At 63.1% G+C, this 14278-nt stretch carries 15 protein-coding genes; 13 read left to right on the top strand and 2 right to left on the bottom strand.

Annotated elements, in window-relative coordinates; all coding sequences use genetic code 11:
- Together ccsA and U5A58_RS39200 are read left to right on the top strand one after the other, a co-directional pair.
- A partial coding sequence (gene ccsA / locus U5A58_RS39205) for a cytochrome c biogenesis protein CcsA (protein ID WP_321965298.1) occupies positions 1 to 187 on the top strand: 187 nt, incomplete at its 5' end.
- Positions 188 to 322: 135 nt separating this feature from the next.
- The gene (locus tag U5A58_RS39200) at positions 323 to 832 is read left to right on the top strand and encodes a DUF1269 domain-containing protein (RefSeq protein ID WP_321965297.1); all 510 of its coding nucleotides are present in this window, start codon (positions 323 to 325) and stop codon (positions 830 to 832) included.
- Between the two features lie 164 nt (positions 833 to 996).
- Here U5A58_RS39200 and U5A58_RS39195 read toward each other — a convergent pair whose 3' ends face one another.
- Entirely contained in the window at positions 997 to 1629 is a 633-nt protein-coding gene (locus tag U5A58_RS39195; RefSeq protein WP_415774361.1) for a lytic transglycosylase domain-containing protein, read from the bottom strand.
- Positions 1630 to 2193: 564 nt separating this feature from the next.
- Here U5A58_RS39195 and U5A58_RS39190 point away from each other — a divergent pair.
- Complete coding sequence (locus U5A58_RS39190) at positions 2194 to 2976, top strand: response regulator transcription factor (RefSeq protein ID WP_321917699.1); 783 nt, start codon at positions 2194 to 2196, stop codon at positions 2974 to 2976.
- Between the two features lie 17 nt (positions 2977 to 2993).
- Here U5A58_RS39190 and U5A58_RS39185 read toward each other — a convergent pair whose 3' ends face one another.
- Positions 2994 to 4127, bottom strand: coding sequence for an ATP-binding protein (locus U5A58_RS39185; protein WP_321965296.1), 1134 nt, complete (start codon positions 4125 to 4127; stop codon positions 2994 to 2996).
- Between the two features lie 290 nt (positions 4128 to 4417).
- On the opposite strand from U5A58_RS39185, the gene U5A58_RS39180 reads away from it, so the two are divergent.
- The 10 genes from U5A58_RS39180 (at position 4418) to U5A58_RS39135 (ending at position 14275) form a co-directional block, all read left to right on the top strand.
- Positions 4418 to 5053 (top strand): SCO family protein, encoded by a 636-nt coding sequence (locus tag U5A58_RS39180; protein ID WP_415774358.1) that lies wholly within the window; start codon positions 4418 to 4420, stop codon positions 5051 to 5053.
- A 48-nt stretch (positions 5054 to 5101) separates the two neighbouring features.
- On the top strand, positions 5102 to 5752 hold the full coding sequence (locus tag U5A58_RS39175) for a response regulator transcription factor (RefSeq protein ID WP_321965295.1): 651 nt from the start codon (positions 5102 to 5104) through the stop codon (positions 5750 to 5752).
- A gap of 185 nt (positions 5753 to 5937) precedes the next feature.
- On the top strand, positions 5938 to 6405 hold the full coding sequence (gene gspG, locus U5A58_RS39170) for a type II secretion system major pseudopilin GspG (protein WP_415774360.1): 468 nt from the start codon (positions 5938 to 5940) through the stop codon (positions 6403 to 6405).
- Between the two features lie 55 nt (positions 6406 to 6460).
- On the top strand, positions 6461 to 7663 hold the full coding sequence (locus U5A58_RS39165) for a type II secretion system F family protein (RefSeq protein ID WP_321965294.1): 1203 nt from the start codon (positions 6461 to 6463) through the stop codon (positions 7661 to 7663).
- 149 nt (positions 7664 to 7812) lie between these two features.
- The gene (locus U5A58_RS39160; RefSeq protein ID WP_415774359.1) at positions 7813 to 9423 is read left to right on the top strand and encodes a GspE/PulE family protein; all 1611 of its coding nucleotides are present in this window, start codon (positions 7813 to 7815) and stop codon (positions 9421 to 9423) included.
- A complete protein-coding gene (locus U5A58_RS39155) occupies positions 9404 to 10303 on the top strand; it encodes a hypothetical protein (RefSeq protein ID WP_321965292.1) in 900 nt (299 codons plus the stop codon). Before U5A58_RS39160 ends, U5A58_RS39155 begins: the two co-directional genes overlap by 20 nt.
- Positions 10300 to 10830 carry a hypothetical protein gene (locus tag U5A58_RS39150; RefSeq protein ID WP_321917709.1) on the top strand — a complete coding sequence of 177 codons (531 nt, stop codon included), beginning with the start codon at positions 10300 to 10302 and terminating at the stop codon, positions 10828 to 10830. Before U5A58_RS39155 ends, U5A58_RS39150 begins: the two co-directional genes overlap by 4 nt.
- Positions 10827 to 11393 (top strand): hypothetical protein, encoded by a 567-nt coding sequence (locus tag U5A58_RS39145; RefSeq protein ID WP_321940288.1) that lies wholly within the window; start codon positions 10827 to 10829, stop codon positions 11391 to 11393. The genes U5A58_RS39150 and U5A58_RS39145 overlap by 4 nt, the downstream gene beginning before the upstream one ends.
- Positions 11390 to 11998 carry a hypothetical protein gene (locus U5A58_RS39140; RefSeq protein WP_321965291.1) on the top strand — a complete coding sequence of 203 codons (609 nt, stop codon included), beginning with the start codon at positions 11390 to 11392 and terminating at the stop codon, positions 11996 to 11998. The genes U5A58_RS39145 and U5A58_RS39140 overlap by 4 nt, the downstream gene beginning before the upstream one ends.
- Entirely contained in the window at positions 11999 to 14275 is a 2277-nt protein-coding gene (locus tag U5A58_RS39135; protein WP_321965290.1) for a type IV pilus secretin PilQ, read from the top strand.
- Positions 14276 to 14278 lie beyond the last annotated feature (3 nt).

Genomic DNA, 14278 nt, shown 5'->3' with positions numbered 1-14278 from the left:
CCCGAAGGAAACCTGGGCGCTGATCGTGTGGCTCAACTACGCGGCCTGGCTGCATATGCGCCTCATGAAGCGCCTGCGTGGCGGCGTGGCGGCCTGGTGGGCGCTCACGGGCCTGCTGGTGACGACCTTCGCGTTCCTGGGCGTCAACATGTTCCTATCGGGCCTGCATAGCTACGGCAGTCTGTGAGGAAAACGAAAGAATATCTGCGGGTTTCTACCCACGCGTTTCGGCGAGCAATACTACTTAAATCCGGCTTCGTCGCGGACAAGAATGTCACCAGGGGTTTCGGTGCGTGACCGGCGTAAAGTTGGAGTGCCTGAAATGAGACGCGTCTACTTTCTGTTGCCCACCCCACAGCGTGCGCGCAGGATCGTCGGCGAACTGCTTGTGCAGCGAATCGAGTGGCGGCATATGCATGTCATCGCCAACGAGAATGTGTCGATCGACGGCTTGCCGCAGGCATCGCTCGCGCAACGCAGCGATCTGCTTGTGTCGCTGGCGCGAGGCACGGCGGTAGGCTGCGCGACCGGATTGCTGGTGGCGCTGATTGCCTTCGTCGTGCCGCCCGAAGACCTCAGGATCGCCAGTGGCACCGTGGTGATCCTCGCGCTTTCAGGCTCAGGATTCGGCGCGTGGGTAGCGGCGATGATCGGCGTCGACATGCCAAATTCGCGATTGAAGCGTTTCGAAGCGGGGATTCTCCGGGGCGAGCTTTTGATAATGATTGATGTTCCAAAAGAGCGCGTGGCGGAGATCGAGCACGTGATCACACTTCACAACGCGCAGGCACACATCGAGGAAGGTGACCCGGGCATACCCGCGATTCCGTGACGCGCGCAGACCGAAAATAAAGAAGGGAGAGCGTAGGGCGCGGCGACCTGCGAATGCTCGCGCCGTACGTAGCAGAGGGCGACCGGCCGACTGAACTGGTCCGCAGTCGGCCGGCTCGCTATTCAAGCGCCTCGTGTTGCGGCCAAGGGCTCTGCGTCAGGCGATCAACTGGCCGCGAGCAACTGCTTGTAGCGCGCCAGCACGCGCGGAACATAGAGACGTGTTTCCGGCAGCGAGGGCACGCGATAGCCGGCGCGAATCACGGCGTTCTCTCCAGCGTTGTAAGCGGCCAGCGTGAGTTCTACGTCGTCCTTGAACAAGTCGAGGAGGAAGCGCAGATACCGCGCGCCGGCCAGCACGTTGTCGCGCGGATTGAACATGTCGCCTTCCGAGAAACGCTTTGCAGTTTCCGGCATCAACTGCATCAATCCCAGTGCGCCTTTATCCGATACCGCCTTCGGGTTATATCCCGACTCGACGTCGATTACCGCGCGAAGCAATTCGGGTTTCACGCGAAACGAGCGACTCGCTTCGTCGATGACGTCCGCGTACAAGGGGAAGCCGGCGCTGCCGATTGACTTGCGGGACCGGCGCCTCGCGCCGGGTTCCCCTGGCGGCTCGCCAGCAACGATTACCTTCAATCCAGGCTTGCCCGGCACGTTCGTGAGAACGATCGCCCCATTGCCGTCTACCGTGCCGAATATCTGGGCATATGCAGATTTCGGCAACACCGCGCCGAGCATCGCGAAGGCGAGAATGATTGCGTTTCGCACGCTGGGTGAAGGGTGGCGATCCATCGTTGTTTTCTCCTGCACCTGAATTGTGGTAGCAGAAAAAACCGATCGACAATGGGGCACCTCCCTACACTTTGCATCGTGATTTGGCCGCCGCAAAGCACATTGCAGAAACTTAACATTCGAAACAAATGGTAAGAGACGGTAATTGGCCGATACAAATCTATTGCGATGCAGGGCGCCTGTTTTCTTCTCATGCGGCGCAACTGTGACGGGTTAATTTGCACCCGGCGGCAACAATGAACGGATTTCCCGTTATCCCTGGCCTATCCCTTGCGATGGCCAATCCTCTGCGGAATGCAAAAGGGTTCGAATTTGAAACATTTTTGATGCCCGCCGCGCTCCCGAAATTTGCGGAAATGTGGAGACGCGCGCCGGTGCTTGTTCACCGGGAAGTGGCGTGAACCTTGCAAATGGCACGCGCGTGTAGGGTGCGTGGAAAACGGGCGTAAAGCAGATACTTAGGAATTCGAATGTAAGTGATGAAAGCTTAACGGAAGGTTTCGGAATAGTCAAATCGTTAAGCCGTTCATGACGACTGAGGGCGTTGGAACCGGGAGACAAGACGTGAATACCAAATGTCGCGTTGTAATCGCAGAGGACCACGATCTGCTGAGAAATGGCCTACGTTCGATGCTGTGCGCGCAAGGCGACTACGACGTCGTCGGCGAAGCGAGGGACGGCAAGGAAGCCTGCCAGCAGGCCATGACGCTCGCCCCTCATCTGATCCTGATGGATCTGTCGATGCGGGGGATGAATGGCATCGACGCCAGCGCAACGATCAAACGGCGATCGCCGGACGTGCGCATCATTGCGCTCACGGTGCATCAGAACGAGGAGTACGTGCGCGAGGCGCTGCGTGCGGGCGTGGACGGCTACGTGCTCAAGGACGTGTCGTTCGACGAGCTGCTGGTCGCAATGCGCTCGGTCATGCAGGGAAAGAAACATCTGAGCGCAGACGTGTACGGATACATGGTGGACTCGTTCGTGAGCGGCGGCCGCGAAGCGCCCGCGCCCAAGCATGCGTGGGACGTGCTGACGGCACGCGAACGCAGCGTGCTGAAGCTGATCGCGGAAGGGCGCACGAACCGGCAGGTCGGACAGTATCTGAACCTGAGTCCCAAGACGATCGAGAAGTATCGCGCAAGCATGATGCACAAGCTTCACATCGCCAACCTGACCGAACTGGTTCTCGTGGCGATGAGCATGGGCCTGCTGACGTCGCTTGCGGCCAAGTGCGCTGAGCCGAATGTGGACGACGAGCACTTGCCGGAGCGCTCCGAGCCGGCGGCGGGTTCGGGACCTGGGGGCGAGCTGCCCGAATACCGGCTAGGCGAAACGGGAACCTGAACGCGGCGCAGACCGCGCTAGCGCATCCAGGTTGCGCTAACGCGTGTACCTGTCGCCGCGGAAGACTCGATCGAGAACGCGCCGCCGTGCATTTCGACACGGTGCTGCATGCCGATCAGGCCCAATCCTGTCGTGTAGGCGTCTTCTGTGGCGAACGGATGGTTCTCATAGCCAATGCCGTCGTCCTGAATCGTCAATAGCCAGCCTCTCGTGTCGCCGCGCAGGCTAAGCGAGATTTGCGTAGCCGCGGCATGTTTGACGGCGTTGTTCAACGCCTCCTGAGCGACTCGGAACATGTCCGCTTTCAGGTGCTCGGGCACGTCCTTGTCCGCAACGTCGCAGTCGAACGAGACCGACAACGCCGCCGCGCCGTGTTCGATACGCCGGCACAGCGAACTCAATGCCGCGGGCAACCCCAGCTTGTCCAGCATGAGCGGCCTGAGTTCACCGCATATCTGCCGCACGTCGCCGATCGTTTCGCGGATCCGGAACACGGTCGAGTCCAGCAGGTTCACCGCGTCGTCGATCTGCCCGCGGCGTATGCGTATCAGCGTGTCCTCCGTCATCAGCTTGATGAGCGTTAATGCCTGGCCGAGTCCGTCGTGCAACTCCGCGGCGAGACGCTGGCGTTCCTTCTGCTGCCCCATCATCAGATACGTCTGGCACAACCGCTCGCTTGCATCGAACACGTCGGCCGGATCGGCGGACCGGGGTTCGAAGGTCAGCGGCTCTTCGAATAGCGTCAGCAAGACGGTCGATCCAGGGCGTCTTGTGGGCAACAGTTGCTGATGCAGCGCGAGCCGCGTTGGATGGCCTGTGCGGCTGCTGAGGACTGCACTGAACGAATGGAACTCGCGAGCCGCGCTCGCGGAGAGTTCGTCTGCCAGTTCGTCGTGAAAATCGTCGGGCGCGAGGTCGGCGAGGCCCTTGCCGGCAAGCTCGGCGCTCGAATAGCCGAGCAGTGCGGCGGCACTGCGGTTTGCGGACACGAAGGTCCCATCGGGTGTGAGAATCGCGAGCGCCGCTCCACGCGCGTCGGTGACGACGCCGGCGTCGGGTTGTCGGGAACAGGCGGTACTGCGAAGCTTGCGCATCGCTTCGATCAGGTCGAGCAATCTTACCTGCGGTCCCCCTGGCTGGCTTTCATCCATTGGAGCTCCCCGATGCGTCGGTGTCGGTATAAGCAATTAGTAAGATTATCCGGATTGTAGGCCGTGATCGATTCAAGCCGCAACGGGGAAATTGTGGGGTCGTAGTGTGGGAGCACTCCCACTGATCAGTGCGGGTTTTCCATCAAGCGGACATACCCCACCGCCAATTGGGGGCCCTCATCCAATGACGCTCATGGGCAAATTCATGACACTGGATTTGCGAGGGAGTGAGCGCGCCGCGGCCCGCGCGTCGCGAGAAGCAACCCTTCTCCTCATTGCTGGAGACCGGTATGAACAGGACTGCAAAATTAAGGGTAGGCGCATTCGTGCTGACAGGCATGGCGCTCGCGGCAACGGCGGCGTGGTGCGCACCTGACGGGGACGCCGAAGCCGGTGCCGATCCGCACATGCATCATCACATGATGGCGGGCATGACGACCCGCACGACAGCGCAGTACACGCTGCCCTCAGTCGATCTCGTGCGCGACGACGGCAAGACCGTTTCGCTCGCCGACGAGTTGAATGACGGCAGGCCCGTGATCCTGACGTTCATCTACACCACCTGCACGACGATCTGCCCGATGATCAGCCAGACGCTCGAAGCACTGCAAAGCCATCTGGGCAGCGACCGGGACAAGGTCCACATCGTGTCGATCTCGATCGATCCTGAAGAGGACACGCCTGCGCGGCTCAAGGCTTACGCGGCGAGGTTCGAAGCGGGCCCCGAGTGGCAGCACTACACCGGCACGGTCGAGGCGAGCATTGCGGCGCAGCGCGCGTTCAACGTCTATCGCGGCGACAAGATGAACCATACGCCGGTTGCATTCCTGCGCGCCGCGCCCGGCAAGCCCTGGCTGCGCATCGACGGCTTTGCCACGCCGTCGGAACTGCTCGCCGCCTATCACGACATGGTCGCTTCGAACTAGGCGCGCAGCGTCCAGCAAGGAGCAACGAAATTGGAAAAAAGACATCGTGTGCTGATTGCCGAGGACCAGCATTTACTGCGCAGCGGCCTTTGCCGCATGGTTTCCGAACTGGACGACTACTGCATCGTCGGCGAGGCGAGCGGCGGGATCGAAGCGCATCGCCTCGCCAGAGAGACGCTGCCCGATCTGATCCTGATGGATCTGACGATGCCCGGCGGCAGCGGCTTCGAGGCGATCACCGCTATCAAGCGCGAGTGCCCGTGCATCCGGATCATCGTCCTTACCGTTCATTGGAGTGAAGACCATGTACGCGAGGCGTTCGCCGCGGGTGCCGACGGCTACGTGGTCAAGGACGCGTCGTTCGACCAGCTGGTGCGGGAAATGCGCTTCGTGTTGCAGGGCAGGCGCACAACCGGCGTCAACTGGGTTAGCGGCGGCACGCACGGATCGCAGGAGGATATCGCCCACCATGCGCAGCTCTGGAACGCGTTGACTGGCCGCGAACGCACTGTGCTGCGGCTCGTGGTCGAGGGGCGCACGAACCGCCAGGTTGGCGAGTGCCTGAGCCTGAGTCCCAAGACCATAGAAAAGCATCGCGCGAACCTGATGCGCAAGCTCGGCATCAGGAACCTGAACGGCCTCGTGCGCCTCGCGATCGACATGGGCGTGCTGACGCTGCCCGATGACGAGCATGTGTGAAATCCCTCCAGACAGGGACGGTGCAACTGGAGGGTCTTTACCCATGTCTTTGGACGGCACTCCCTACTTCTTGGCTGTATCGACCTGAACAAAAATGCATTCAACGGCTTCAGCGACGCTGAAGCGGTGAGTCGATACAGGGGAGGGGTGCCGTGTCCAGCGAATCGACCTCTATCCAATGCGGCATGCGCCAGGCCGAAACCGGCGCGCCACGGCGTTGCGCAAGTCTTGCGGCGCACGCAAGCGCGCGTGCGAGCCGCGGCTTCACGCTGCTGGAACTGCTCGTCGTGATGGTCATCATCGGCTTGCTGGCCGGTCTCGTCGCCCCTCGATACTTCGAACAGGTCGGCAAGTCGAACGTCAAGATCGCGCGCGCACAGATCGTGTCGCTCGGTCAGGCGCTCGATCAATACCGGCTGGACGTCGGCGTCTATCCAACGACCGAAGAGGGCCTCGACGCGCTGGTGGTCAAGCCGCAGAACGCAACCCGCTGGAGCGGTCCCTATTTGCAGAAGGCCGTGCCGGTGGATCCGTGGGACCGCCCGTATCAGTATCGTTCGCCGGGTGACCACGGCGACTACGACCTGTTTTCGCTGGGCAAGAACGGACGCGGCGACGGTACGGGAGAGAACGTCACGATCTCGTCGTGGTAGCGATGCGCGGCGGGGCCGCTGCGCCGGTAACGGATGGTCTGCAAGGAGAGTCGACGTGAAGTACGTGCTGCGTGTCTTCGATACGAATGGCTCAGTGCAGACGCTTCGCATCGACAGCGACTCGTCGACGGCAGCCACGGCGCTTGCGCGTTCTCGCGGCCTGCGCGTCGTGTCGGTTCGCGCCGATGGCGTCCGGCGGCGCAGTCGTGCGAACCGGCTCGGGATACCCGGCGCCCGCTTCAACGTCGAACTCTTTGCCCGCGAACTCGCCGCGCTGCTCGACGCGGGCGTGGGCGTCGTCGATGCCTTGCGCACGCTTGGCGGCAATGAACGCCGGGAGGCGTCGGCGCAGGTGTATCGCGACCTCTTGCGCCGGCTGGAGGAGGGGCAATCGCTCTCCGCTGCGCTCGAGCACGCCAGTCATGTCTTCCCGCTCGTTCTGGTCGCATGCGTGAAGGCGAGCGAGCAGACCGGCGGTCTCGCCGACAGCCTCACACGCTTTTCGCGCAACAGCGCGACACTCCACGAACTGCGCTCACGCGTGGTGTCGGCGGCGATCTATCCGACGGTCCTGCTGTTCGTCGGCGCGGCTGTCGTGCTGTTCCTGCTCGGTTTCGTGGTGCCGCGCTTCGCGAGCCTGCTCGAGCACAGCGGACGCGAGTTGCCGCTGCTGTCGCGCATGCTGATGGCCTGGGGCGGCATGGTGCATGCGCACGGGGCCGGGCTGAGCGTCGGCCTCGTCGTGCTGGTCGTGGCAACAGGCTTCGCCTTGCGCCGCCCGTTCGTGCGCAACTGGATCGCCGACCGGATGCTGGCGCTGCCGGGTATCGGGCAACACTTTCGTGTCTTTCGCCAGTCGCAGTTCTATCGCACGACCGCCATGCTCGTCGACGGCGGCATTCCCGCGGTGAAGGCTTTCGACCTTGCACAAGGTCTGGTCGGACGTGCGGACCAGGCCGCACTCGCCGGCGCACTGCAGCGGGTGCGCAACGGCGCGAAGGTCTCGGACGCGTTTCAGGAGGCCGGGCTCGCGAACGCGATCGCGTACCGCCTGCTGACGGTCGCAGAGAAGACGGGTGGTCTCGGCCCCGTGCTCGACCGCATTGCGGCGTTCCAGGAAGCGCAGGTGTCGCGCACGATCGATCTGATTTCGCGACTGATCGAGCCGGCGATGATGATCTTCATTGGTGTGGTGATCGGCGGCATTGTCGTGCTGATGTACATGCCGATCTTCGAGATCGCGTCGAGTATTCAGTAGATAGTCAGCAGTACGTATTGGGGAAGCGCGTGGATACCGTCATCGCCCTGCAGGAAGGCCCCCAGGCCGAAGCGCGCGCCGATCTGCGCGACGCGCTGAGAGCGCTCGGCGAGCGGCATGGTTCCGGAATTCGCGCGCTCGAGGAGCTGATGGCCCAGACCTCGCTCAGCGCGGATGAGCTGCGTGTGCAACTGGCGGCGCAATTTCGCATGAAGTCGATCAGTATGCGCGAATTGAATCAGCTCGAACCGGATTTCGAAGTCGTTTCGTTCGTCGACGCGACAACCCGCCTCTGCATCTGCTTCCACGATCCAGACGATAGCGATAGCCGCGGGCTGCTGTTCGCGATCGCCGATCCGCTCGATGCCCGCACGCGCGGCTGGATCGAGCACCGCATGCGCTCGCAGCCGGGCGTCCCGTATCGCTGGGCGCTCGCAAGCGCAGGGGACATCAATGCCTGGCTGACCGTGCGCGAAAAGGATGTTCGCGCACTGGACTCCCTTGCGTTCGACGATCCGATCCAGAACGCCGTCGATCCTGCTTCGCTCGCGTTGACGCTGCAGGGCATCAGCAGCGACGACAGTCCGGTCGTCAGGCTGCTCAATTCGACAATCTACGACGCGCTCAAGATGATGGCGAGCGACATTCACCTCGAATGCCGCGCGAACGGGCTGATGGTCAAGTGCCGGGTGGACGGCGTGCTCACCGTGGTGGGCCGCGCCGAGGGCCGCGATGTCGCGGACCAGGTGCTCTCGCGCGTGAAAGTGATCTCCGAGCTCGACATCGCGGAGCGGCGCGTGCCTCAGGACGGGCGCTTCAAGGCGCAGTACGCGGGGCGTGAAATCGATTTTCGCGTGTCGATCATGCCGAACCAGTTTGGCGAGGATGCGGTGTTGCGCATTCTCGACCGCTATCAGCTTTCGCAATCCGCAGGTGGCCTGACGCTCGAGGCGCTCGGTTTTCAGGAGGGCGACACGCGCTTCATGCGTACGATCGCCTCGATGCCGTACGGCATGTTGCTCGTCACAGGGCCGACCGGCAGCGGCAAGACCACGACGCTCTACGCGATTCTCACGGAAATCAACAACGGCCTCGAGAAGATCGTGACGATCGAAGATCCGGTCGAATACCAGCTCGGCGAGATCCTGCAGATTCCGGTCAACGAGGCCAAGGGACTGACGTTCGCACGCGGGCTGCGCTCGATTCTGCGGCACGACCCGGACAAGATCATGGTCGGCGAAATCCGCGACCCGGAAACGGCGCAGATCGCCGTGCAGGCCGCACTGACCGGGCACCAGGTGTTCACGACCGTTCACGCGAACAACGTGTTCGACGTGATCGGCCGCTTCACCAATATGGAGGTCGATCCGTACTCCTTCGTTTCCGCGCTGAATGGCGTGATTGCGCAGCGCCTGTTGCGGCAATGCTGTCCGGATTGCATGACCGAAGACACGATTGACAAGGAGACGCTCGTCCGCTCGGGAATCGACCCGGACGCAGCGGGAAACTACCTGTTTCGCCGCGGCACCGGCTGCGCCGCATGCCGCGGCAGCGGGTATCGCGGGCGGCGTGCGATCGCCGAGGCGCTGCGCATGAACGACGAACTCCGGCAACTGCTATCGGAGCGCGCGCCACTCGGGCACATCAAGGCCGCGGCAATGCGCTATGGCATGCAGACGCTGCGCGTCGCCGCGATCGAGCTTGTGAAACGCGGCGAAACGACACTCGAGGAGATCAATCGTGTCACGATGGTTGAATAGTCCGGTCGCGATCGGCATCGGCACACGCGAGATCGTCGTCGGGACCCGCGCGCCCGGACGGTGGCACCCGCGCAAACACCTGCCGCCGGCGGAGCCGCTCAGCTTCGCGATTCCCGAGGACCTGTACGGCACCGAAGCGGGTCTGCTCGCCGCGCTGCGCGCGGCGCTCGTCGCCACACCCGGCGCCGATGCAGCGGAGGCAGCGGAAACAGTCGAGAGCGCGCCGCACGAGGCGAAATCGCCGACACGCAACGCACACGTGGTGCTGGACGACTTCTGGGGCAACCACGCGATATTGCGCGGCGACTTTCGCACGCTGCGCGCGCGCGAACTCGAAGAGATCGCGCTGGCCCATTTCACCGACACCTATGGCATCGACGGCGAATCCCTGCTGGTGCGCTTCTGTGTACAGCAGGGCGGCCGCGCATTGTTTGCGAGCGCGATGTCGCGCGCGCTGCACGACGGCATGCATGAAGTGGGCATTGCCGGAAATGTGCGGATTTCCCGCTTGAAACTGGGCCTGCCGGAAATGCTCAATTGCGCCGACATCGTGGCGGGCGGCGATGCCCTGCTGATCTTCGTGGCCGAGGAGTTGATGCAGGCCGTGATGGTCGAGCAGCGCGGCTGGGCCGCCTATGACGCGCAGCGCCTCTTTCCCGGAGACGCGGGCAACGCGCCGAGGCTTGCCGAACTGGCCGAGCAGCTGTTCGAGCGTTCGGCGACGCGAGCGGGCTTCAAACGGGAAGACTGCACGATCTATTTGTTCGGGTACGACACCGACCCCGCGCCGTTCGAAGCGCGTTTTGCGGCTGCGATCCGGCCGACGCAACCGGCGCCGGACAGTTCGCCCGCGCGCCGGCTGATGGAGCACGCGCAATGATCCAGATCCTCGACATCGACTTCGCCAGGCGGCGCGCGCGCATCGGGACGAGCGGCCTGATCTTGCTGGGTGTCGCCGCCGTGCTGCTGCTCGCGTGTGCAGTGCGCCTCTGGCATGCCTACGCCGAGAACGACCGCGTGCAGACCGATCTCGACGTCGTCCGGCATCGGACGTTCGCGCAACAGCACGCGGTGAAACCGCCGCTGACACTGGCCGCGAAGCTCGCGGAAAAGCAGAGCCTGTCGATACTGCGCGAGCTGACCGTGCCATGGCAGGACCTCTTTTCAATCGTGGAAGACTATCCGGAGCACGATGTTGCGCTGATCGGCATCGACCAGAACCCGGCGCAGAGCCAGATTCGCATTACGGCGGAAGCGAAGAATTTCGACGCGATGATCGCGTACCTGAAGTATCTGCAGACGAGCGTGCTGTTGCGCGAAGCCGTGCTCAACGATCATCTGGTCGAGACCAATGTGCCGGGCAAACCGGTTCGCTTCCAGATCACCGCCGTCTGGAGGAAATCATGAACGCGGAGCAACTGCGGGACAGGCTGCTGACACTGCGGTTCGAATTGCGGCGCTCGTACGGCCTGCCTGGACTCGCGGGTGTGCTGATGTTCGGCGCGGCGGCACTCATGTGCGTTGAAATCGCCAATGTGGATGCCGATACGAAAGCCATGCAGGATTCGGGCCGGCTCACGCGGGCAGCCGCGGCGCACCCGCCTGGCGGCGCGCATAGCGCCGCGACGGATGCTGTTGCGCTCGACGCGTTGCCGGAACTGTTCCCGCATTTTTCACAAAGCGCGGACGATATCGCGGCGATATTCGAGCAGGCGCGTGGCAGCAATCTGACGCTCGGCTCGGCCGAATACCAGGTGAGCACAGACGCCGGTGCGCGCTTCACGCGCTATCAGGTGATGTTGCCCGTCAAGGATCAGTACAGTGCGATCCGGCATTTTCTGGCGTTGGTGCTCAACAAGGTGCCGAATGCGGCGCTACGGGAAATCCATGTCGAGCGTCCCGCGGTGGACGGCAATATTCTCGACGCGCGGGTGCGCTTCGAACTGATTTACAGGAGCGTCCAGCCATGAAACCCGCTCTGCCCATGCGTGTGCTGCTGGTGTTTTGCGCAATCGCGGCTGCCGGGGCAGGGTATCGCGTGCTGGTCGCGGCGCGCCAGATGCCGGCGCAAGTCGCGGTGCTCGACACTCAGCATCGCAACGACAGCCACCTGCGACCCGACGCCAGGCATCGCAAGCACCCGTCCGCAGCAGCCGACAAGGCCGCGGCGCCGGCATCGGGTGCGCAGGGCGCGGACACCGGTACGGCGATGGAGAGCGCCCATGCGAAGCTTCTTTCTTTGCGCGCGCCGCTTTCGCTCGAGTCGAACCACGATCCATTCACGGTCTCTTCGTGGCTTCCGCCGCCACCGCCAGTCGAAGTGCCTGTCGTGCCGGTGCAGCCCGCTGCGCCCACCGCGCCCCCCGTGCCGTTCACGTACGTGGGCCAAATCGATGCAAAGGCAGCCAGACCGCAAGTGTTTCTCAGCAACGGGGATCAGTTGTTGATCGTGTCGCCAGGCGACGTGATCGACAACCAGTACCGTATCGAGTCGGTGTCGGAGTCGGACGTCGTGCTGACCTATTTGCCGCTGCACGAAAGGCAGGTGGTAGCCATTCCACGCGAGGACAAATAAATGAATGCCTCATGCACACGGGGTGCGAGCCGCGATGGGGACAGCGGCCCGTCAACACGCCTCTCGAAGGTCGCTCTGTTTCCTGTTCCGTTGCCAGGCGCGATGCAGATCGCGAGAGGGCGCGTGCTTGCGCTTGCCGTTGCCGTGTCCGCGCTCGCCTTCGGCGGTTGCATGCATGTTCCGAACATTCATGACGATCCCACCGACGCCCAGGCGAAAGTCGACTATCTGAACCAGCGCAATGCCCAGGTCAAGACGCTGCTCGACCAGGCCGATCAATTCCGCAAGAGCTACCAGTTCGACGACGCGATCCGCAACCTCTTCCAGGCATACGCCATCGATCCGACCAATGAGCGCATCCGCAAGATCGGCCTGCAGATCGATCAGGACCGCAAGGATCTGGCCATTCTTCAGGAAGCCGAACGGATGATGAAGCGCGGCGCCTATTCGCAGGCCGCTGAACGGGTGCACCGCGTGCTGGTGGAGAACCCGACCAATACTCTCGCGCAGCAGATGCAGACGGAGCTCAACGCGAAACTGAGCCAGCAACGTGCGGAGCGCGACGACAAGCTGGCGGCGTCGTCGATCATGCAGAAGCCGGTGACGTTGCAGTTTCGCGAAGCGAACGTGCGCATGGTATTCGAAGCCTTGTCGCGCACCACGGGGTTGAACGTCATCTTCGATCGCGACGTACGCTCCGATCTGAAGACGACGATCTTCGTGACGAACGCTTCGGTACAGGACACGGTCGACATGATCCTGATGCAGAATCAGCTCGACAAGAAGCAGCTCAACGCCAATACGCTTTTCATTTATCCCGCCACGCCCGCCAAGCAGCTCGAGTATCAGGAGCTCAAGGTGCGCACGTTCCAGTTGTCGAACGTCGAGGCCAAGCAGATCCAGCAGTTGCTCAAGAGCATTCTGAAGATCAAGGAGGTCGTGATCGACGAAAAGGCCAATACCGTGACGGTTCGCGGCACGCCCGACACGATCAAGGTTGCCGAGGAGATGGTCGCCGCCCAGGATCTGCCGGACCCCGAGGTGATGATGGAAGTCGAGGTGCTGGAAGTGTCGCACGAGCGACTGACCGATCTTGGCATCGACTGGCCGAACTCGTTCACGATGTCGACGCCGAGCACCGCGACGACATGGGGCATTCTGCATCATCTGACGATCAATGAACTGAATGTGAGCAGCCTTTCGGCCACGGCGAACTTCAAGCTCACCGACACCGACGCGGATCTGCTTGCGAGCCCGCGCATCAGGACGCGCAACAACGAGAAAGCGCGCATCATGATTGGCGACAAGGTGCCGGTGATCTCGAGTTCGAGCACGCCCAGCACGAGCGGCCCCTCTTATACGCAGATGATTCAGTACCTCGATGTCGGCATCAAGCTCGAAGTGCAGCCACGGGTCTATCGCGACGGCGATGTCGGCATCCAGCTCAATCTCGAAGTCAGCAACATCACGAACACGATCTCGAGCAGTAATTCCAATGGCCTGAATTCGCTCGCCTATCAGATCGGCACACGCAGCGCTTCGACGAGTCTGCGCCTGCGCGACGGCGAAACCCAGATTCTCGGCGGCCTCATCTCCGATGAAGACCGCAGAAGTGCCAACAAGGTGCCCGGTCTTGGGCAGTTGCCGGTACTGGGGAGGCTGTTCTCCAACCACAACGGCGACCACGTCAAGACTGAGATCGTGTTGCAGATCACCCCGCACATCGTCCGGCCGATGGTTGCCCCCGACGCGGACACGCAGGAATTGTGGTCGGGCACTGATGTCAATGTGCATGCCGATCAGCTTCGGCTGGACCCCGTCGTGGCGAGCGCGGCCACGTCCGTGGCCCCGGCGGCGAAGCCGATGCCTGGCATGGTCGGCGGCGGCACGGTGGGGGGCGCGTCTTCGCGAAGCGGCGCCGAGGCGTATCCCGCGCTGCCGTCGCCTTCGAACGGCGCGTTCGGACAAATGGCGCCCGCGCCGCGCACGACGCCGCCGCCCGAACCGTACGGTGGACGCTTCTCGCGAAACCCTGCGCAGCAAACGGCTCCAGCGGGGCAGTACGGACAGTCTGGGCAGAGCGCAGCGCCGGCCCCGGCCGCGCCGGCGGCGGCGGACCAGGCGGGCGGCGAAGCGGAGTCCGCCGCGGCACCGCCGCCCGCGCCGCAGCCGCCGCCGCCGCCGGCAGCGGCCCCAACGCCGCCGCCGATGCTGCAAATGCCGCCGGGCACCATGCCGAGCGATAACCCCCTGCGCCCGGTCGAGGGCGGGTACTGAACC

It is taken from the genome of Paraburkholderia sp. J7 (assembly GCF_905220155.1).
GTDB lineage: Bacteria > Pseudomonadota > Gammaproteobacteria > Burkholderiales > Burkholderiaceae > Paraburkholderia.
The sequence above is the reverse complement of the archived record's forward strand: the minus strand, read 5'-3'. Positions and strand labels throughout refer to the sequence as shown.